At 28.3% G+C, this 20,233-nt stretch carries 18 protein-coding genes and 1 pseudogene; 13 read left to right on the forward strand and 6 right to left on the reverse strand.

Annotation, left to right across the window (positions count from 1 at the left end; genetic code table 11):
- Positions 1-109 precede the first annotated feature (109 nt).
- Positions 110-2,236 (forward strand): DUF6311 domain-containing protein, encoded by a 2,127-nt coding sequence (locus tag V3V28_RS09145; RefSeq protein ID WP_331364716.1) that lies wholly within the window; start codon positions 110-112, stop codon positions 2,234-2,236.
- 238 nt (positions 2,237-2,474) lie between these two features.
- Here V3V28_RS09145 and aqpZ read toward each other — a convergent pair whose 3' ends face one another.
- Positions 2,475-3,161 carry an aquaporin Z gene (gene aqpZ, locus V3V28_RS09150; protein ID WP_331364717.1) on the reverse strand — a complete coding sequence of 229 codons (687 nt, stop codon included), beginning with the start codon at positions 3,159-3,161 and terminating at the stop codon, positions 2,475-2,477.
- Between the two features lie 145 nt (positions 3,162-3,306).
- On the opposite strand from aqpZ, the gene V3V28_RS09155 reads away from it, so the two are divergent.
- From V3V28_RS09155 to lipA, 6 genes are read left to right on the forward strand one after another with little or no spacing between them, the layout of a single operon-like run.
- Positions 3,307-3,510, forward strand: coding sequence for a membrane or secreted protein (locus tag V3V28_RS09155; RefSeq protein ID WP_331364718.1), 204 nt, complete (start codon positions 3,307-3,309; stop codon positions 3,508-3,510).
- 12 nt (positions 3,511-3,522) lie between these two features.
- Positions 3,523-4,626 carry a glycosyltransferase gene (locus V3V28_RS09160; protein ID WP_331364719.1) on the forward strand — a complete coding sequence of 368 codons (1,104 nt, stop codon included), beginning with the start codon at positions 3,523-3,525 and terminating at the stop codon, positions 4,624-4,626.
- The gene (locus V3V28_RS09165; protein WP_331364720.1) at positions 4,617-5,180 is read left to right on the forward strand and encodes an RNA polymerase sigma factor; all 564 of its coding nucleotides are present in this window, start codon (positions 4,617-4,619) and stop codon (positions 5,178-5,180) included. Before V3V28_RS09160 ends, V3V28_RS09165 begins: the two co-directional genes overlap by 10 nt.
- A 1-nt stretch (position 5,181) precedes the next feature.
- Positions 5,182-5,607 carry a hypothetical protein gene (locus tag V3V28_RS09170; protein WP_331364721.1) on the forward strand — a complete coding sequence of 142 codons (426 nt, stop codon included), beginning with the start codon at positions 5,182-5,184 and terminating at the stop codon, positions 5,605-5,607.
- Positions 5,608-5,611: 4 nt separating this feature from the next.
- Positions 5,612-6,847 carry an Nramp family divalent metal transporter gene (locus tag V3V28_RS09175; RefSeq protein ID WP_331364722.1) on the forward strand — a complete coding sequence of 412 codons (1,236 nt, stop codon included), beginning with the start codon at positions 5,612-5,614 and terminating at the stop codon, positions 6,845-6,847.
- 24 nt (positions 6,848-6,871) lie between these two features.
- Positions 6,872-7,741, forward strand: a complete 870-nt coding sequence (gene lipA, locus V3V28_RS09180) for a lipoyl synthase (RefSeq protein WP_331364723.1) — start codon at positions 6,872-6,874, stop codon at positions 7,739-7,741.
- A gap of 282 nt (positions 7,742-8,023) precedes the next feature.
- On the opposite strand, the gene V3V28_RS09185 is transcribed toward lipA, so the two are convergent.
- The 5 genes and pseudogenes from V3V28_RS09185 to V3V28_RS09205 all read right to left on the reverse strand — a co-directional run bounded on the left by V3V28_RS09185 (position 8,024) and on the right by V3V28_RS09205 (position 13,822).
- The gene (locus V3V28_RS09185; protein WP_331364724.1) at positions 8,024-9,301 is read right to left on the reverse strand and encodes a dipeptidase; all 1,278 of its coding nucleotides are present in this window, start codon (positions 9,299-9,301) and stop codon (positions 8,024-8,026) included.
- Positions 9,302-9,622: 321 nt separating this feature from the next.
- The gene (locus V3V28_RS09190) at positions 9,623-10,981 is read right to left on the reverse strand and encodes a pyridoxal-phosphate dependent enzyme (RefSeq protein WP_331364725.1); all 1,359 of its coding nucleotides are present in this window, start codon (positions 10,979-10,981) and stop codon (positions 9,623-9,625) included.
- Between the two features lie 325 nt (positions 10,982-11,306).
- The gene (locus tag V3V28_RS09195; RefSeq protein ID WP_331364726.1) at positions 11,307-11,528 is read right to left on the reverse strand and encodes a VF530 family protein; all 222 of its coding nucleotides are present in this window, start codon (positions 11,526-11,528) and stop codon (positions 11,307-11,309) included.
- The gene (locus V3V28_RS09200; RefSeq protein WP_331364727.1) at positions 11,528-12,193 is read right to left on the reverse strand and encodes an NAD(P)H-binding protein; all 666 of its coding nucleotides are present in this window, start codon (positions 12,191-12,193) and stop codon (positions 11,528-11,530) included. Before V3V28_RS09200 ends, V3V28_RS09195 begins: the two co-directional genes overlap by 1 nt.
- Positions 12,193-13,822, reverse strand: a pseudogene (locus tag V3V28_RS09205) (aminopeptidase P N-terminal domain-containing protein). Before V3V28_RS09205 ends, V3V28_RS09200 begins: the two are co-directional and overlap by 1 nt.
- A gap of 133 nt (positions 13,823-13,955) precedes the next feature.
- On the opposite strand from V3V28_RS09205, the gene gcvT reads away from it, so the two are divergent.
- The 6 genes from gcvT to V3V28_RS09235 all read left to right on the forward strand — a co-directional run bounded on the left by gcvT (position 13,956) and on the right by V3V28_RS09235 (position 19,894).
- Positions 13,956-15,041, forward strand: a complete 1,086-nt coding sequence (gcvT, locus tag V3V28_RS09210; RefSeq protein ID WP_331364728.1) for a glycine cleavage system aminomethyltransferase GcvT — start codon at positions 13,956-13,958, stop codon at positions 15,039-15,041.
- Between the two features lie 11 nt (positions 15,042-15,052).
- Positions 15,053-15,391, forward strand: a complete 339-nt coding sequence (locus V3V28_RS09215; protein ID WP_331364729.1) for an ankyrin repeat domain-containing protein — start codon at positions 15,053-15,055, stop codon at positions 15,389-15,391.
- Between the two features lie 27 nt (positions 15,392-15,418).
- Entirely contained in the window at positions 15,419-15,784 is a 366-nt protein-coding gene (locus V3V28_RS09220) for an ankyrin repeat domain-containing protein (RefSeq protein WP_331364733.1), read from the forward strand.
- 141 nt (positions 15,785-15,925) lie between these two features.
- Complete coding sequence (locus V3V28_RS09225; RefSeq protein ID WP_331364730.1) at positions 15,926-17,041, forward strand: SDR family oxidoreductase; 1,116 nt, start codon at positions 15,926-15,928, stop codon at positions 17,039-17,041.
- A gap of 14 nt (positions 17,042-17,055) precedes the next feature.
- The gene (locus tag V3V28_RS09230) at positions 17,056-18,054 is read left to right on the forward strand and encodes a metal-dependent hydrolase (protein WP_331364731.1); all 999 of its coding nucleotides are present in this window, start codon (positions 17,056-17,058) and stop codon (positions 18,052-18,054) included.
- A gap of 136 nt (positions 18,055-18,190) precedes the next feature.
- Positions 18,191-19,894 (forward strand): ATP-dependent nuclease, encoded by a 1,704-nt coding sequence (locus V3V28_RS09235; RefSeq protein WP_331364732.1) that lies wholly within the window; start codon positions 18,191-18,193, stop codon positions 19,892-19,894.
- Positions 19,895-20,233: the final 339 nt, after the last annotated feature.

The raw sequence follows: 20,233 nt of genomic DNA on the forward strand, positions 1-20,233 counted from the left end.
AATACCTCTAAAATTTTCTCGTAATTTGCTCTAAAGCTGTTCATCTATTTAAATGTTTGAAATTCAATTAAATATACGATTCTCTTAATCAATGAACAGCTTTTTTATAATGCACAACAGGTTAAAACAGTATAATTTTAGTAAATTACATTTAATATTACTAGCTTTATTAATTACTGCAAACCCAGTTTTATTATATAGAGCAATGCATCCTGCTTTATGTTCTCAATGGTTAATTTTAGCATCTATTTACCTTTATATAAAGAAAAGTAATGCCTTAAATTCAGTAAAACTAAATTTAAACCAAGGTTTTCTGTTATTTATAAGTGCATTAATACATCCTTATATGGCTTTTATAATACTTGGATTTATTTTTATTCTACCTGCTAAAAATTATTTTTTTGACAAAACATTAAACCTTAAAAAAGCAATATTACTACCTCTTCTATCTGGCTTAACAGTAATTATTACTTGGTTTTGTATTGGTTACTTAAGGTTTTCAAACGCAATAGATAGTCAAGTAAACGGTGGTTTTGGTTTATATAGTTTAAACTTAAATACTCTTTACAATTCTTTTGGATATTCTAAATTTCTTAAAAACCAACAATTAACAAATCCACTTCAATATGAAGGTTATGCATATTTAGGTTTAGGATTAATTATATTCATAATTATTTCTTTAGTTGTATCCATTTCTAAAAAAACTGACATAAAAAAACATTATGTATACTTTCCATTATTTTTATACTGCTTATTTGTACTTTTCTTTTCAGTTACAAACAAAATAACTTTTAATGAAAACATTATTTTTGAATTCGATATCCCAGAATCTGTAAGAAAATTAGGCAATATTTTTAGAGCAAGTTCTAGAACATTTTGGGTAATCTATTATCTCTTAATACTTTTTAGCATCATTTTATTTTCTAAATTAAAAGTAAAAAAAACAATAAAATCTATTTTTTTGATTGCCATAGTTTTTATACAATTTTACGACCTAACTAAATTTTTTAACACAATTAATTTTGAGGAAGGAACCTATAAAACACCTTTAAATGAAGAACGGTGGAATGTAATCTTAAAGAAAGTAAAACATCTAAATACTTTTCCTCCTTTTGAGTTTAAAGGGCTCGAAAAACCTTACGATTACCAAGATTTAGCATATTTGGCTGTTAAAAACAATTTAACATATACAAATGCTTATGTAGCTCGAACTGATAAAAAATCTGAAGAAAAAATTACAGATTCTATTGTAAATGAATTAGTGAAAAAAGTCATAAATAAATCCGATATTTTTATTACTAATAAGTTAAATTTAGATAAACTAAAAAACTCTATTATAACTCATAATGCTAATTTGAGTTATTTAGATGGATTGTATTTAATATATTCAAATAAAATTGCACCTATAAAACAAACAGAGGAAGAAATTGAAATTTTAAAAATAGCTAAAAAAGAATTAAAGAAAAATAATTTCAAAATATTTAAACAAACCATAAATAATTATAATGTTATTAAATCAAATATTGAAAATATTACTACAACTCCAAATTATATAAGAATTGGAGGTTGGGCTTTTATAAAAAACAAAAAGAGTAATATAAATGATAGTATATTCTTAATGTTAAAAAGTAAAAATAATACTTATTTTAAAAACATTAAAACAACTAGTAGAAAAGATATTACAAAACATTTTAAAGCAAACAATTTAGACAATTCTGGCTTTAATTCTATTCATTATTTAAATTCTATTGAAAAAGGAAATTACAGTATTGGTATTGCAATAAGAGAATCTAATAAAAAATGGTCTTATCAAGATATTAATAAAATTATAAAAATTGGATACAATATAATCCCTCAACCCATTGAATACACTACTATTTATGAAAAAAACTCTATAAAGTTTAATCTAGAATCTTTAGTTTTAAAAAAGAAAACTGTTCTTGCCAAAGGTTGGGCTTTTATAGAAAAAACGGATAGTAAAAACGCTAAAATTTCCCTGATTTTAAGATCAAATAAGGAACAATTTAAAATTGAAACCAACAACTTTTCTAGACCAGATGTAACCCAATACTTTAAAAGCAATATTAGTTATCATAATTCTGGTTTTGAAACTCAATTTAATATTAAAGATTTACCAAATGGTGAATATAGTATTGGTATTCTTATTGAAAACAAGTCATTAAATATAAATGAAATACTTATTACAGATAAAAAAATGCATATAATTAATGATTAAAAAATCTAATTTTACTTAAAATTGAATTAACAGTAATTGAATGAAAAAAGCCTCATTATAATATGGCAAAGCATCTACTCTACTTGAAACTTTTTCTTTCTTTGTGTTTTTACAGCTGAATGTTAAAACAACAATCAACAATAAAAAAAACTATTGTTGGTTTATCAAAAAAGTAAACATACAAAAAAACCAGATAAAGAAGTTTTTATCTGGTTTTATAAAATTTTAAAAACTTAATTTATTCTTTATCGAATAATACTTTGTGAATTAAACCACCAACAATTGCTCCTGCAATTGGTGCAACCCAAAACAACCAAGATTGAGCTAAATATGCGCCGTCTGCAAAAATTGCCTGACTCATAGAACGTGCAGGATTTACAGATGTATTTGTAATTGGTATACTTATTAAGTGAATTAATGTTAAGCCTAAACCAATTGCAATTGGTGCAAATCCTTTTGGTGCTCTATCATTTGTACTTCCTAAAATAATTAATAAGAAAAACATTGTAAGTAAAAACTCTGCAATAAATGCAGACTGCATAGAATAACCATCAGGTGATAATTCTGCATAACCATTAGCCGCAAAACCACCAATAGATTCAAAACCAGATTTACCAGAAGCAATTAAATACAAAGCTGCAGCAGCTAAAATTGCACCTATTAATTGAGATGCTATATAAGGTAGTAATTCTTTTGCAGAAAACTTACCTCCAGCCCAAAGGCCAAAAGAAACTGCAGGATTAAAATGTCCACCAGAAATATGACCAACAGCATACGCCATTGTTAAAACGGTTAAACCAAAAGCTAGAGAAACTCCAACAAATCCTATTCCTAATTCAGGGAAACCAGCAGCAAAAATTGCACTACCACAACCACCAAAAACAAGCCAAAATGTTCCAACAAATTCGGCAAAGTATTTTTTCATAATGTTAAATATTTAGTTAATTAATAATTAGTTGATATCATATTTTATGACCCTTAAATATAGTAAAAGTCACACTGTAAATAAAGTTTCAATGTTTATAATGGTAACAATTAGAATATGTATCTTTGCAATACAAATATTATTTATGAAATTACTACTGATTACTTTTGTGTTATTAGGGCTTGCTGTTGCTGGAATCGCTATTAAAATTTGGGCAAAAAAAGATGGTAAATTTGCAGGTACTTGTGCTAGCCAAAATCCAATGTTAAATGAAACAGGAGAGTCTTGTGGTTTTTGTGGAAAAACGCCAGAACAATATGAAAACTGTGCTGAACCGCAACATAATTAATACTTATTTTAAATGTTTATAGCTGTAGTTTTCTACACGTTTGTAGTTTTTACAGGCATTCAAATTATTTATTACTTCACTTTTTCTTCTTTTTTATTTTCTGATAAAAAACAAAAGAAAGGTGTTCAAAAAATTCCTGTTTCGGTTATTATTTGCGCAAAAAATGAAGCTGAAAATTTGCAAAAATTTCTTCCTTTAATTCTAAAGCAAAAATATGATACGTATCAAGTAGTTTTAATAAATGATGCTTCTACTGATAAAACTTTAGAAGTAATGCAATCTTTCACTAGAGAACATAAAAACATTAAAATTATTGACGTTGAAAATATTGAAGCTTTCTGGGGAAATAAAAAATATGCACTTACTTTAGGTATTAAAGCTGCACAATATGATCATCTGTTATTTACTGACGCAGATTGTAAACCAGTTTCTAAAAACTGGATTTATGAAATGACACAAAACTTCACCTCTGAAAAAACCATTGTTTTAGGTTACGGTAAGTATAAAAAAGAAAAACTTTTTGTAAATCTGTTTGTAAGGTTTGAAACCTTACTTACCGCAATACAGTATTTTAGTTATGCAAGAATGGGTGCACCTTATATGGGTGTTGGACGCAATTTAGCCTATCATAGATCAGAATTTTTTAATGTAAAAGGATTTATAAATCACATGTATATTAAATCTGGAGACGATGATTTATTTATACAAGATGCTGCAAATAAAGAGAATACAGTTATTTATACTTCAGAGAAAAGTTTTACAGAATCCGAAGCTCCACAGTCATTTAACGAATGGTTTCGTCAAAAAAGAAGACATATTTCTACAGCTAATCATTATAAATTTCAACATAAGTTCTTTTTAGGTCTATTTTTTATTTCTAAAGTACTTTTCTTTCTTTTATCAACTATCTTGTTTTTCATTTATCCTTGGGAAATTATTTTGCCAATAGTACTTTCTTATTATTTTGTACAGTATTTAGTAATTGGGTTTTCAGCTAGAAAATTAAAAGAATCTCAAATTATCTATTTTTTACCTTTTTTAGAAATTGGTTTATTATTCTTTCAATTTAGTATATTTATCACTAATTTGTGGTCAAAACCGAATCATTGGAAATAAACAATACTAAACTAGCACAAAATATTTCTAAAGCAAAAGAAGGCAATCAATCTGCTTTTAGATTTCTATTAGATACTTTTTGGGGAGACGTTTATAATTATCAATTAAAAAGAACCAGAAGTGAAAACAATTCTGAAGATATTACAATACAGACCTTTTCTAAAGCTTTTGATAAAATAAACACTTTTGATGAAAAGTATGTTTTTAAAACATGGTTAATTACCATTTCTAAAAATGTGCATATAGATTTATTACGAAAAAAAAACACTTCTATTTTTGTTGATACCACTATAGAACAAGAAGAAAAAGTGTATTTGGTTGTTGATGAAAATCCTACCCCAGAAGATAAAATTATTAGAGAACAAAACTTGGCAAAATTATTAAGAGACATAAAACTTTTAAAGCCAAAATACCAAGAAGTTATACAACTGCGTTACTTTCAAGAATTGAGTTACAAAGAAATTTCCAAACAAATTAAAGAACCAATGAACAATGTAAAAGTGAAACTTTTACGAGCAAAAAAACTATTGGCGGAGATTATTAAGAGAACTTAAAATGAAAAAAGGAATTCTTTTAGCTTTATCAATTTATTTTATTGGCTTTGGGGTGGCTTGGTTAATTTATATGATTTTTGGGCATCCTTATATTCATGCTCCAGGTTTTCATCACTTAATGATACTACTAACATTTATTGTTGGAGTTATTTGGACTATCGGAACTATTTTACAATTCTTTCTTACAGAAAGACCTAAAAAATTAAAAGGATTTATAATTACAAATCTTTTTATAATTACTTGTTTTATTCTTTACATATCTTATACTTTAAAAGATATAAATAAGATTGATGTTACCGAAAAAAATGAAAAAAATGAAATTTCTACAGAAATTAAAGGAGATACCATTAGAATATATCACAATAGTAAAGTTGTTTATCTAAAAATTAAAGATTCAGTATTAATAGAAAATATTGAAATAAATTAATTAAATGAAAAAATCATTCCTCCAATCTTTAGGCCCAGGTTTATTATTTGCAGGAGCAGCAATTGGTGTTTCGCATTTGGTGCAATCTACCAGAGCTGGTGCAGAGTTTGGGTTTGGTTTAATTTGGGCGTTGTTATTAGTCCATTTATTTAAATACCCTTTTTTTCAATTTGGTCCTCGTTATGCAGCAGCAACTGGAGAAACATTATTAGATGGTTATAGAAAATTAGGTAAAGGAGTTTTAATTGCATACTACATACTAAACTTTGCAACCATGTTTACCATACAAGCTGCTGTAACTATTGTTACTGCTGGTTTAGCATCACAATTATTTGGTTTTACAAATGACTTGGTTTTATGGTCTTGTTTACTACTATTTATCAGCTTGCTATTTTTAGTAGTCGGTAAATATAAATTGTTAGACAACTTAATGAAATACATTATTGTGATTCTAACAATTAGCACCATAATTGCTGTTTCAGTAGCATTATTTAGTAACAAAGAAACTTTTGATGTTACTCAAATTATACCTTCTGGTGCAGTAGAATTAACTTTTTTAATAGCTTTTTTAGGTTGGATGCCCGCACCTTTAGATGTTTCTATTTGGCATTCTATTTGGTCTGTAGAAAAAGACAAAACTACTGTTGTAAAGACAAAAAGAAAAGATGCAATTTTCGACTTTAATATTGGTTTTATCAGTACGCTATTTTTAGGAATCTGTTTTGTTCTTTTAGGTGCTTTAGTAATGTATAAATCTGGCGAAACATTTTCAACTAAAGGAGGTGTATTTGCGCAACAATTAATAAAATTATACACAAATAATTTAGGAGAGTTTTCTTATATATTTATTGCTATTGCTGCTTTTACAACAATGTTTAGTACAACAATCACTACTTTAGACGCATCACCAAGAGCAATGAACAGAACAACCAAATTACTCTTTAATAAAGATTTAAAATATGGTTATTGGTTTTGGATTATTTTCCTATTTATTGGTACCATTTTAATCTTAAAATACTTTATGGATAATATGGGTTTATTGGTAAAAGTAGCCACAATTTTATCCTTTTTAACAGCACCTTTTTATGCTATTTTAAACTATAAATTAATTACAGGAAAGCATACGCCTGGAGAACATAGACCTGGTATTTACTTACGAATTTTGAGTATTACTGGAATTATTTTTTTAATAGGATTTAGTGTTTGGTTTTTAATGAGTAATTCAAACTTTTCTTCGTAAATTTGTATTTCAATTAAGTAATAAATGGCAATAGAATCTGTAATACTTCCTGAAAGACAAAAAAAACCAAAATGGTTGCGTGTAAAATTACCTGTAGGTAAAAAATACACAGAGTTAAGAGGTTTGGTAGACAAATATAAATTGAATACTATTTGTACAAGTGGAAGCTGCCCGAACATGGGAGAATGTTGGGGAGAAGGAACTGCAACATTTATGATTCTTGGTAATATATGTACTCGTTCTTGTGGTTTTTGTGGTGTAAAAACCGGTAGACCAGAAACGGTTGAATGGGATGAACCAGAAAAAGTAGCACGTTCTATAAAAATTATGAGTATTAAACATGCCGTAATTACTTCTGTAGATAGAGACGATTTAAAAGATGGTGGCTCTATAATTTGGGCAGAAACTGTAGATGCAATTCGTAGAGCAAACCCAACAACAACTTTAGAAACTTTAATTCCAGATTTTCAAGGAAATACAAAACAAATAGATAGAATTATAGAAGTACATCCAGAAGTTGTTTCTCATAATATGGAAACAGTAAGGAGATTAACTCGTGAAGTTAGAATTCAAGCGAAATACGATAGAAGTTTAGGTGTTTTAAAATACTTAAAAGAAAACGGTATGCGTACAAAAACGGGTTTAATGCTAGGTTTGGGTGAAAAAGAAGAAGAAGTTATTCAAACAATGAAAGATTTACGTACTGTAAATTGTGATGTTATTACAATTGGTCAATACTTACAACCTTCTAAAAAACATTTACCTGTAAAGGAATTTATAACGCCAGAACAGTTTAAAAAATACGAAACTCTTGGTTTAGAAATGGGCTTTATGTACGTAGAAAGTGGCGCTTTAGTTCGTTCTTCTTACAAAGCACATAAACACGCAGTTTAGAATACTAAAATTGATAATAATTAAGCCATAAAACTAAATTATTAATACTAAAATACTTCAAAATTTAACGATTCTCAATAGAGAACCGTTTTTTTGTTATAACAACATAAAAATCACGTTTTTCGAATACTTTTTAAGTGAATATTTTCACTTTGGCACAATACTTGTAAAGAGATAAAAGAAGAGACGTAGTAAACCTCTTTTGTGTAAATTATTTGAATTAGTTGATTAAAAAAACCATCTCGCTTGAGATGGTTTTTTAGTTTTAAAATAATGCTATTATTATTGAACTTGAATTTCTAAAGCAATTTTTTGTACTTCATCTAAAACACGTAGTAAATTACCATTCCAAAGTTGAGCAATTTGTTTTTCAGTATAACCTCTTTTTACTAATTCTAAAGTAACATTTAAAGTTTCAGAAGCATCATTCCAACCTTCTATACCACCACCTCCATCAAAGTCTGAACTAATTCCAACATAATCAATTCCCATTTTCTCAACTAAATAGTCTATATGATCTACAAAGTCTGAAACATTAACAGGTGAAGAACTAGTAGAACCCATTTTTAATTTTGCTTCTTTAGAAAGTTTCATATAAACTGCAATTGCAGCTTTTTGTGCTGCGCCTTTTAGTTTTCTTATTTCTTTTCTTGGTGTTAATTCAATATTTTGCTCTTTAGCTAATTCAGCAATAACTTTTATTAATTCATCTTTATATTTTTTGTCTTTTTCTGTATTTACATAAGCACTAAAAGCAACTGTTTGTACAACTCCTCCATTCTCTTTTAGCCATCCTAATTGCTCATCATCTAAATTTCTACTATGATTACATAATGCTCTTGCAGACGAATGTGAAGCAATAATTGGTGCTTTAGACAAAGTAATCATGTCTTTCATAGATTTTTTTGAAGGATGAGAAACATCAATAATAATTCCCCATTTATTCATTTCATTAATCACTTCTTTCCCTAAATCACTTACACCATTGTGTAACCAAACGTTATCACTTTCACCTGTGTTAGAATCACAAAATTGACTATGACCATTATGAGAAAGACTCATATATCTTGCACCTAAATCGTAAAATTGTTTAACTCTAGAAATATCTGTTCCTAATGGATATGCATTTTCTACACCAATCATAGCAACTTTTTTTCCGGAAGCATAAATATCTCTTGCTTCTTTAGAACTTGTTGCCAAACCTATTTTATTGGGTGCAATATCTTTAGTCAATTTATGAATAGCTTCAAATTTGCTCATTGCATTTTTATATGCTTTATCATAACCTTCTTCTGTTAAATCACCTTGACCAGTATAAACAATGAAAAAAGCGACATCTAAACCTCCTTTTTCCATATTTGGTAAGTTTACTTGATTGTCTAATTTTTGCGTGTAATTAATACTATCTGTAAAGTTATTTACATTAATATCTACATGCGTATCTAAAGTCATTACACGTTTGTGAATTTCCTTGGCTTTTGCCAGAACATCTATTTCCTGATTCGTTTCTTTACATGCTATTACTGCTAAAAGCAATACTAAAGTTTTAAGGTATTTCATTTTTATAAAGTTTAGTTATTTTTATAAAGGTAGCAAAATTTTTATAGCAAAAAACCACCTCAATTGAGATGGTTTTTTTTAAAGACCTCCTAACAGATAGAAGAATAATATACATATTAAGACTGCACATATAGATAGAACAAAATAATATCCAGTTTTTCTAATTAAACTTCCAATAATTTTATTTTTATAAAAAGTAGAATCTTTATAAAAACTATGAATTATACCTCCAAAAAATAAACTTGGAAGTAACATAAATAAAGAAAAAATATAAATAAGATCTAAAAAACTGCTTGGTCCAGATAAAAACATATCTATAAATTACATAGCACTAATAATATCATATTTTGTAATAATATGATGATTTCCATTTTCTAAATCCACCAAAACAGCATCGTTCTCTTTGGTTATTAATTTAGAAATATCTTCTAATTTAGCCGTCTTTTTTACAATTGGATATGGTTTTCCCATAATATCTTTAATCGGTTTGTCTGCAATATTTTTATCTGCAATAAAATTATGTAATAATACAGATTCATTAACAGAACCTACAAAACCATTGATATCTTTAACCGGAATTTGAGAAATTTTATATTCTTTCATTCTTTCAATTGCATGCGAAACTAACTCTTCTATTTGTACAGCAACCAAAGGAGCATTATCATGATTTTTAATTAAATCAGCAGCCGTTTTAATGTCATCTTCTAAAAAACCTCTTTCACGCATCCAATCATCATTAAACATTTTACCAACGTATCTACTTCCATGATCATGAAATATAACCACAACAACATCCTCTTTTGTAAAATGTTCTTTTAATTGCAACATTCCTTTTATTGCAGAACCTGCTGAATTACCAACAAAAATACCTTCTTCTTTGGCAATTTTTCTAGTATAAACAGCAGCATCTTTATCGGTTACTTTTGTAAAACCATCAATTAAAGAAAAGTCAACATTTTTTGGTAAAATGTCTTCACCAATTCCTTCTGTTATGTACGGATAAATTTCATTCTCATCAAAAATACCAGTTTCATGATATTTTTTAAACACAGAACCATACGTATCAATTCCCCAAATTTTAATATTCGGATTTTGTTCTTTTAAATATTTTGCGGTACCAGAAACAGTTCCTCCGGTTCCAACACCAACCACAAGATGTGTAATTTTACCGTTTGTTTGTTCCCAAATTTCTGGTCCTGTTTGCTCATAATGTGCAGTAGCATTACTTGGGTTGTCATATTGATTCACATACCAAGAATTAGGCGTTTCTGCGCCCAAACGTTTAGAAACTGAATAATAAGATCTAGGATCATCTGGTTCTACGTTTGTAGGACACACAATTACTTCTGCACCAACTGCGCGAAGAATGTCCATTTTTTCTTTAGATTGCTTGTCTGATATTACAAAAATACATTTGTAACCTTTTATAATTGCAGCCAAAGCTAACCCCATTCCTGTGTTTCCAGAAGTTCCCTCAATAATAGTTCCTCCAGGTTTTAGGCGTCCATCTGCTTCTGCATCTTCAACCATTTTTAAAGCCATTCTATCTTTAATAGAGTTTCCAGGATTAAAGGTTTCTACTTTAGCCAAAACCAAAGCATCAATCTCTTTTGTTACTGTATTTAATTGAACCAAAGGTGTATTACCAATAGTTTCTAATATATTTTTTGCGTATTTCATGTCTTTTATTTCTAGTGTAAAGGTAAAATATTTTTTGGACGTTACACATGTGTCGCGCTTTACATTATATCTTTTTTATGTTTAATTTAAACTCATACTTTTTATTAAAACTTATTGCTCATTTATATGAGGTATTGAAACAAGCTCAACATAAAAAGGATGTCATTTCAATCGCTAACGCAAGTTATCTGTAAACTTGTAGTAATTCTATTTGCTTTTAGAAAATTTGCGTTAGCGATTGTAGCATTTGTTTGAACTCTTTTGTGCTTTTTTTTAGCACAAAAAGTGAGTGTGTAAAGCGCGACCTTTAGGTAACGCCCAAAATCTAATCAATCATATTTTTTAAGTAAAATTGCTCTACTTTCTCTCTAGCCCAAGGTGTAGTTCTTAAGAACTTTAAGCTAGATTTATACGTAGGATTGTTTTTAAAAGCGTTAATATTTAAAGCATCGCCTAATTCTTCCCATCCATATTCTTTAAAAAGATTCTCTAACATGGTTGCTAATTTTATTCCGTGTAACGGATTATTAAGTTGTTGTCCACTCATTATTCTTTATAATTTGCAATCGTTAAAATTTTATCTGAACTAATAATACGTTCATTTTCTGTTTTGCTTGCAAGTATTTGCATACAATTTGCAATTTCTTTTGGATGAATCATTTTATACTTTTTTAAATTACCCATAAATAATGGGTTTAAAATACTCATAATTCCTTTTCCAATTTTTTCTCCGAATCTAAATTCATTTCTTTTGCCACCAATTAAAGAAGGTCTTAATATAAAAGTGTTTTTTATATTTTGCTGTAGCACATCTCGCTCCATTTCGCCTTTTGTTCTATTATAAAACATAGAACTTTCTACATCTGCTCCCATAGAAGAAATTACGATAAAGGTATTTATATTATTCTGTTTTGCAAGGTTTGCAGCGCTTACAGGGATTCCATAATCAATTCGTTTATATAACTTTTTATTTTTTGTTTTTGAACCGGTTGTGCCAATACAGCAAAAAACTTCATCACCAATAAATTGGTCTTTATACTCTTCTAACTTTAATAAATCTATTAAATGTTCTTCAATTTTAGTCGAAGTATTAGTTACTGAATTTCTAGAAAAAAGTATAATTTTTTTATAATAATTGTTTGCAATTAATTTTTCTAATAGAATACTACCTGTTAAACCTGTAGCTCCTAATATTATTGCTGTTTTACTCATTATTTATTTAAATCTGGTAATATAAATTCATCTAAAACAGATTTTTTAGCCATCATTTTTTCGATAGCTTCTGCAGTTCTTGGTGCTTCGGAAGAAAGGTTTATTGGACCGTTTTTTGTTACTAAAATATCATCCTCAATTCTAATTCCTATTCGCCACCATTTTTTATCACAATTACTTCCTTCTGGAATATAAATTCCGGGTTCCATTGTAACAATCATATTTTCTTCAAAAGTATTATAATTTCCTGGATCGTGCACATCTAAACCAATATGATGTGAAGTTCCATGAGGAAAATAAGGATGCTTTTCATCTACAGATTTAATAATGCCTAATTTAAATAAACCTTCATTTACAATACTTATTGCTGTTTTATTTGGTTTTGCCATACTTACACCAATAACATATTCTGCAATACCTGCTTCTTGTGCATCATATACAATATTATAAATGGCTTTTTGTTCTTTTGTAAATTTTCCATTTGCTGGTATTGTACGTGTTACATCTGCTGTAAAACCTCTGTACTCTGCACCTAAATCCATTAAAACCAATTCGTTTTCAATATCTGTTTTATTGTTTTCTGTATAATGTAGAATACAACCGTTGTTACCTGCACCAACTATAGATGGATATCCTTCATATTCTGCACCATACTTTTTGTATACAAATTCATGAATTCCTTGCAATTCAGTTTCAGACATATGTGGTTTCATTGCCTTCATAACTTCTACTTGTCCTAATTACAGAAATACGCACCGCTTTTGTTAGTAGTTTTAATTCTTCTGCAGTTTTTACTTCTCTTAAAGTTGCAAGCTTGCTAGATAAAAAACTAATATCAATATTAGTTTTAGCTTCTAATTTTAAAGATATTTTATGTTGTAATTCTTTCTTTAATTTATTACCTGTTGCTTCTTTAAATTGCATTAAATCGGTGTCATTTTTTAAAGAAGGATCGTAAACCAAAGCTCTACCAATAATCTGTGCAACATTGGCACTATTTTCTATGGATGTAGATTTTACCAACTCATAAATTTGTTTTTTCATTGGCGATAAAAAGTTCTTCGGATTGTAGTTTATTTTTTCTTTAAAAGAGAGTACTAAATCATACACTTCTGCACTATTTCTTGTTGAATTTAGATAATCATCATTAAACTTTTCAATAAAAATTCTATTAAACTTTTTAAAGTCTGTATTTGAAGTTGAAAATTCTTCCGCATTAAGAGCAATTGTAAAACCTAATTCGTTTTTTGCACCTTCTGTTCCTAGACGTTTTCCATTCCATTGTTCTGCTCTAGCATCATTTTTCTGAACATATAAAATCTCGTTATAAGCAACTCCGTTTTCGTCAGTTTGATTTTCAGAAAATAAAACTAAAACTCCGTTTGGTTCTCTATAACCCGTTAAATAATAAAAATTTGGATCTTGATGAAACACATAATCTACATCATTTGCTCTATTTCTAACAGGATTTGAAAATACCACAGCAACTGAATTTGCTGGCATTTTAGAACGCAAAGCACCTCTTCTACTCTTATGAAATTCTTTGGATAAAAAATCTGTTGGGGTTTGAGAAAATCCGTTTAATGAAAAGAATAAAAAAGCAATAAATAGATATTTAAAAACCTTCATTTTATATTGATTTATAAGTTGGTAATCAAATGTAATTGAAAAAGAGTGTAGAAAGAAAAAATTAACAAAATATTAGTGATAGATAATTGCGGATTTTTCAATATTTTAGCGTAAATTTTAAGATATCTACATAATGAAAAATATAGCTTTACACGAGATTCATAATAAACTAGGTGCAAAAATGGTTCCTTTTGCAGGTTATAATATGCCTGTACAATATGAAGGCGTTACTGCAGAACATTTAACAGTAAGAGAATCTGTTGGTGTTTTTGACGTAAGTCATATGGGTGAGTTTTTGGTTGAAGGTGAAAATGCTTTGGCCTTAATACAGAAAGTTACTTCTAATGATGCTTCTAAACTAGAAATTGGAGATGCACAATACAGTTGTTTCCCAAATGAAGATAACGGAATTGTAGATGATTTAATTTGTTACAGATTAAAAGAAGAAACGTATTTACTAGTTGTAAATGCTTCTAATATTGAAAAAGATTGGAACTGGATTTCTAAATATAATGAGGAATTTGACGCAAATATTAGAGATTTGTCAGAAAGTTATTCATTGTTAGCAATACAAGGACCTAAAGCCGTTGAGGCAATGCAAAGCTTAACTTCTGAAGATTTAGCTGCTATTGATTTTTATACTTTTAAAATCACTGATTTTGCAGGTTATGATGGAATTATAGTTTCTGCAACTGGTTACACAGGTTCTGGTGGATTTGAAATATATTGTAATAATGATGTTGTTGTTGATATCTGGAAGAAAGTTTTTGAAGCTGGTGCAGATTATGGTATTAAACCAATTGGTTTAGCAGCAAGAGATACATTGCGTTTAGAAATGGGGTATTGTTTATACGGTAATGATATTGATGATACTACTTCGCCTATTGAAGCTGGTTTAAGCTGGATTACAAAATTTACAAAAGATTTTGTAAATGCTGAAGCGCTAGTAAAAGAAAAAGAGAACAAACCAGAAAGACGTTTAGTTGCTTTTACTTTAGATGAAAGAGGAATTCCAAGACAAGGTTATGACATTGTAGATGGAAATGGAAAAACGATTGGAAACGTAACTTCTGGTACTATGAGTCCATGTTTAGAAAAAGGAATTGGAATGGGTTATGTGCCAAGGATATTTTCTAAATCTGGAACGCAAATACATATTCAGGTTCGTAAAAAAGCGATTCCTGCAACAATTGTAAAACTGCCTTTTTATAAAGGATAAAGATTTCAAAAATGAAAAATATTTTTTTATTTATTATTTTATCTACTTTAAGCGCAAATGTTTTATCTCAAGATATATTTAATTATTTAGAGACTAAAAATTATAACCAGTTAGAAGTAAGTTTAAATGAGGGAAAATCCACAGAAATATATAATGAAAAAGGATTAACTCCACTTTGGCTCTCTGTTTTTAAAAACGATACAATTGCATTAAATTTATTATTAAAATATAATGTAGATATTAATTTCACTGAAAAAAAAGGAATGCACCCAATTATGATTGGTTGTCTTGCGAACTCTTATGAAAGCGTTCAAATACTTTTAAAAAATGGAGTTGATGTTAATTGGTAATCTAAAGCATCTAGAAATCAACAAGCTATTAGGTTCGCATCAAATAGAGGTTCATTAAAACTTATAAAGTTATTACTTAAATATGGTGCAAATATAGAATCTACACCAGACGATGGTGCAACTCCACTTTTAGCTTCTTTGCATGCTAAAAATTATAAATTAGCCACGTTTTACTTTAACAATGGAGCAAATACAAATGTTATTGGAAGAGATGGAGAATGTGTAATTCATGAAGCTATTAAAACAAAAAATCCAGCAATGGTAAAGCTAGCATTAAAATATAATGCTCCACTTAATTTTAAAGATAAAAGTGGAAAAACTACATGGAAAATTGCAAAATCTACTAAAAATTCTGAAATCAAAAAATTGATTAAAAACGCTTTGAAAAACTGATGTATATAAAATCTTCTTTAATTTTCAAAGAAAACAAATTTTTTAATTTAAATAATTAAGATAAAACCTCACAAAATTGTGAGGTTTTATCTTTTTAAAAAGGGTATTTTTACTCACTTAAACACAATACTAAATACAAGTATGAATTGTCTATTAACTGGAGGAACAGGAATTGTTGGAAGTCATATTATTTTTGAATGGCTACATAAAGCAATTGTTGAAAAAACTGTAAATCATCTTTTTGTTGTTATAAGAGATAATGAAAAAACTGCAGAAGAGCGTTTGCTAGCCATTCTAAAAGATGAGTCTAAACCAGATTTTATAAATGACTTTACGTTAGAGGCTTGTTTAGAAAAAATTACCGTTATTTCTCATGATTTATCTACTATAAATAAAACTGTTTTAAGTAAATATACTTTCGATACTGTTATACATTGTGCTGGTTCTACAAGCTTATTACACACAACGGATTCTAAAGAAAAAGTACACACTCAAAATTATTTAGTAACAAAGCAACTTTTGGAAGAACTACCAAAATCTGTTACTCGGTTTTTATACATAAGTACCGCTTATTCATTCGGAATTCAAGATGAAAAAGTAGGCGATTCTATTGAAAAGTATAACGTTACAAACTTTAGAAATCCGTATGAACAATCTAAATATGAAAGCGAATTCTATGTAAAAGAAACCTGTAAACTAAAGAATATAACTTCACAAATTTTAAGACCAAGTATTATTTGTGGTCGATTAATTGACAAACCCTTTTATGAAACTCCAAAGTATGATGTCTTCTATTCTTGGGCTATGTTTCTAGATAAATATGCTACTAAAGCTAAAGATAACTTTAGAATTTGGATTGATAAAAAAAGTGGTTTAAATATTATTCCTGTAGATTTTGTTTCCAAGGCTATTTTATATGCTTTTTTAAATCCAACTATAAAAGAATTGAATATTGTGAATCCTAAACAGATTTTGCATAAAGAGTATGTAGGTGATGTTTTAGATTTTTTTAAGGTTAATTCTTATGAGTACGTTTCTGAAAGGCCCGAAAATTTAAATGGTTTCGAATTATTATATTATAAAAGTATTGGTAGTCTTTTTGAAAAATATGTTTCAGTACCAGATTTACAATTCAAATCTGAACTTATTTTAAAATTCATTGAAGAATTAAAATTAGACATTACTTTAGGTGTTCATGAAAATTTTATGAATTTGATTGACTATTCTGTTAAAAAAAAATTCAGAAAGAGTTATTAATTAAAATTTAAAAATTGGATTCATTAACTCAAATAATTTTAGGTGCGGCAGTTGGAGAAGCAGTTTTAGGAAGAAAAGTTGGCAATAAAGCTATGTTATATGGTGCAATTGCTGGTACAATTCCAGATTTAGATGTTGTATCTTCTTTTTTTACTGATACCGTAACTGCTCTAGAAATTCATAGAGGGTTTACACATTCGGTGTTTTTTTCTGTACTCTTTGCTCCTATTTTTGCGTTTATAGTTACCAAATTTGAAAGCTATAAAAACTTAAAAAAATGGTCTTGGCTTTTCTTTTGGGCTTTTATAACACATCCTATTTTAGACGCACAAACAACTTGGGGAACGCAACTTTTTTGGCCTTTAGATATTCGATTGGCTTTTAAAAATGTCTTTGTTATAGATCCTCTATATACCATTCCGTTTTTAGTGTTTTTAATTTTTGCGATGCGTCAAAAAAAGGAAACAAAGAAAAGACGTTTTTATAATAATTTAGGATTGATAACTAGCAGTTCTTATTTAGTTTTAACACTTGTTTTAAAAGGTATTTCTTATAAAACATTTACAAATGAATTGGCAACACAAAATATTGATTACATAGAAATAGAAACAAAACCAACTCCATTAAACACTATTTTATGGACTGCGAATATTGAAACTGAAAACGCTTTTTTAATTGGTCATTCTTCGTTTTTAGACAGTAAGCCAATTCAGTTTTCTTCTTATCCTAAAAACCATCATTTATTAGGTGATTTAGCAAATCATAAAAAAATAAAACGAATGATTGCTATTTCTAAAGGTTGGTACACCATCAACAAGAAAAATAATATACTGTATTTTAATGACTTACGCTTCGGAGCATTAAGCATGCAAGCAAATGCAGACAATTTTGTTTTTAAATATAAAATTGAAGTAGACACAAACGGAACTCCATTTTTTATAGAAGAATCGAAAGAGAAAAGAGATGGTAAAAAACTTTTATCAGAATTATTTACAAGAATAAAAGGGAATTAATTTTTTATAAACAGGTGTTTTCCCTCTTGACTTTATACCTCAAAAAAACTAACTTCGCTAACTACGAATATAAGTCATTAAAACGACGTCATATTCGTATTAACGTTATGGGTAATTAAAACCAAGATTGTAAAATATGAGAATTAAAGAAATAATAATTGAGAATTTCAAAGCATATGGCACAGTAAGTTTTGACTGTAATAATGAATTTAATTTTATAGTTGGTGAAAATAACATTGGAAAATCGACACTTTTAGAAGCAATCCAATTATGGAAAGTTGCCTTCGACAAACTGATTCAAGTTAATGGTAAACAATTTTACGGTCAAGCATCACCTTGTTATTTAGGGTTTGATAATCTTTTCTTTTTAAGGCTCAGAAATGATACTGATATTTTCAATAACACAAGAAAAAAAGAATTATCAATTACAATAGTTTTTAATCATTTAGAAATAAATTATCCTTTAAAAATAACCTTAGAAAAACCAGGAATTCCAAATTCGTATTTTAGAGTTAAATATGACATTAATCCTTTCAATAATTTTAGAGATATTATCCTAGGATTAGAATTGAACCTCAGAGATGCTATTTTTGTATATCAAACTCGACCAATTTTTCATTCTATAAAAAATGAACCATTCTATAATAATGCTCAATTATTAAAAAAAATATCTCTTGGTAAGTCGCACGAAGTAATTAGAAACAAAATACTTAAATCCGAAAAAACAGATGCTAAATTTCTAGCATTAGAAAATCGTTTAAAAAATATATTTAATGCTAATTTTTCAATTAGGTTTAAGAATAGAAATAAGCAAGATGAAGAGTTTGTACGACTGACAATTCAAGAAGAAAATAAAAAAGAAGTCGAAATTTCTTTGGTGGGAAGTGGTATGCTTCAAGTAATAGAGATATTTTCAACACTTGAATTTATAAACAGAAAAGAACATTGTGTAAATATTCTTCTGATTGACGAACCAGACTCACACATACACTCAAATTTGCAATCTAATTTACTAGACGAATTAAAAACAAACACAAACTATCAGACATTTTTAGTGTCACATAACGATAGATTAATAAATAAAGCAGGAGAAGGAGAATTGTTTTTTCTCAACTCAAAATCAATCTTAGAAGGAAAAATTTCAAGTTTACCAGCAAGTAGTTACTCGACAGTTAGTAACGAACTTGCTAATAAACTATTCTCATTGAGTGATCTTGAACGACAAAAAATTATTATTATAACAGAAGGGAAAACAGATAAAGCAATTATTGAAACTGCATATGCTAAACTAAATCCTGATACAGAATCACCTTATCATATAATCCCTTCGGGATTAGAATTAAATGAAGAGGTAAGAACTGGAAATGCAGATACTGTTAGACGTACAATAGAATTTATTTCTACTATTTCAAATGATATAAAACTTATAGGATTATTTGACAATGACAGAGAAGGAAATGAACAATTTAAAGGTTTAAATAAAAAAATATTTGAAACTCACGATAGTACTTCAATTATTCGAAAACACAAAGAAAAAACAATCTATGGATTATTGTTGCCAGTACCCGAAGTTAGAAATGAATTTGTAACTGAAAATATTACTCAGCGTTATTTCGTAATTGAGCATTATTTTTCGAATGAATTTTTGGAAGAGAACAATATGAAAGGAGATAATATATTAACAACTGACGTATTTGAAATATCAGGAAACAAATCTTTGTTTTCAACTACAGTTAATGATGCTGAAATAGAAACCTTTGAAAATTTCAACCTTTTATTTAATGAAATAGATAACATATTTGCAGAAAATGAAGTGGCAGAAGAAGTTGAAGGTGAATAAAAAAAGCCCATAACAATGGCTATAGTTAATACGGGTTTTGGTGCTTAACCCAAAGTGAAGTGCCTTGAATTAAGTACGCAAAATTTTCAATTTTGCGTATCTATTAAATAAAGAAAAAATTAAAAATTTGGCTAAGTGCTTAATCGAAAGTTCAGTCCTTCGAAATCCCGTACTAACCATAGCCTAAACGTTAGCGAAAAATTCATAAAACTAACCTCCATTCAATAACTCAACGCAACAAATCTAAAATAATAGATTTGTAAAATGGAAGTAAAAAAACATAGACGACTTACACGCAAAGAAAGAGTTCAAATTGAGACTCTTTTAAAAGAAAAAAAG

It is taken from the genome of Polaribacter sp. (assembly GCF_036480315.1).
GTDB lineage: Bacteria > Bacteroidota > Bacteroidia > Flavobacteriales > Flavobacteriaceae > Polaribacter.

What these genes read in the sequence shown, in the direction of transcription:
- V3V28_RS09145 (WP_331364716.1), top strand. Translation starts at nt 110, where the DNA reads ATGCACAACAGGTTAAAACAGTATAATTTTAGTAAATTACATTTAATA.
- aqpZ (WP_331364717.1), bottom strand. Translation starts at nt 3,161, where the DNA reads ATGAAAAAATACTTTGCCGAATTTGTTGGAACATTTTGGCTTGTTTTT.
- V3V28_RS09155 (WP_331364718.1), top strand. Translation starts at nt 3,307, where the DNA reads ATGAAATTACTACTGATTACTTTTGTGTTATTAGGGCTTGCTGTTGCT.
- V3V28_RS09160 (WP_331364719.1), top strand. Translation starts at nt 3,523, where the DNA reads ATGTTTATAGCTGTAGTTTTCTACACGTTTGTAGTTTTTACAGGCATT.
- V3V28_RS09170 (WP_331364721.1), top strand. Translation starts at nt 5,182, where the DNA reads ATGAAAAAAGGAATTCTTTTAGCTTTATCAATTTATTTTATTGGCTTT.
- V3V28_RS09175 (WP_331364722.1), top strand. Translation starts at nt 5,612, where the DNA reads ATGAAAAAATCATTCCTCCAATCTTTAGGCCCAGGTTTATTATTTGCA.
- lipA (WP_331364723.1), top strand. Translation starts at nt 6,872, where the DNA reads ATGGCAATAGAATCTGTAATACTTCCTGAAAGACAAAAAAAACCAAAA.
- V3V28_RS09185 (WP_331364724.1), bottom strand. Translation starts at nt 9,301, where the DNA reads ATGAAATACCTTAAAACTTTAGTATTGCTTTTAGCAGTAATAGCATGT.
- V3V28_RS09190 (WP_331364725.1), bottom strand. Translation starts at nt 10,981, where the DNA reads ATGAAATACGCAAAAAATATATTAGAAACTATTGGTAATACACCTTTG.
- V3V28_RS09195 (WP_331364726.1), bottom strand. Translation starts at nt 11,528, where the DNA reads ATGAGTGGACAACAACTTAATAATCCGTTACACGGAATAAAATTAGCA.
- V3V28_RS09200 (WP_331364727.1), bottom strand. Translation starts at nt 12,193, where the DNA reads ATGAGTAAAACAGCAATAATATTAGGAGCTACAGGTTTAACAGGTAGT.
- gcvT (WP_331364728.1), top strand. Translation starts at nt 13,956, where the DNA reads ATGAAAAATATAGCTTTACACGAGATTCATAATAAACTAGGTGCAAAA.
- V3V28_RS09215 (WP_331364729.1), top strand. Translation starts at nt 15,053, where the DNA reads ATGAAAAATATTTTTTTATTTATTATTTTATCTACTTTAAGCGCAAAT.
- V3V28_RS09225 (WP_331364730.1), top strand. Translation starts at nt 15,926, where the DNA reads ATGAATTGTCTATTAACTGGAGGAACAGGAATTGTTGGAAGTCATATT.
- V3V28_RS09235 (WP_331364732.1), top strand. Translation starts at nt 18,191, where the DNA reads ATGAGAATTAAAGAAATAATAATTGAGAATTTCAAAGCATATGGCACA.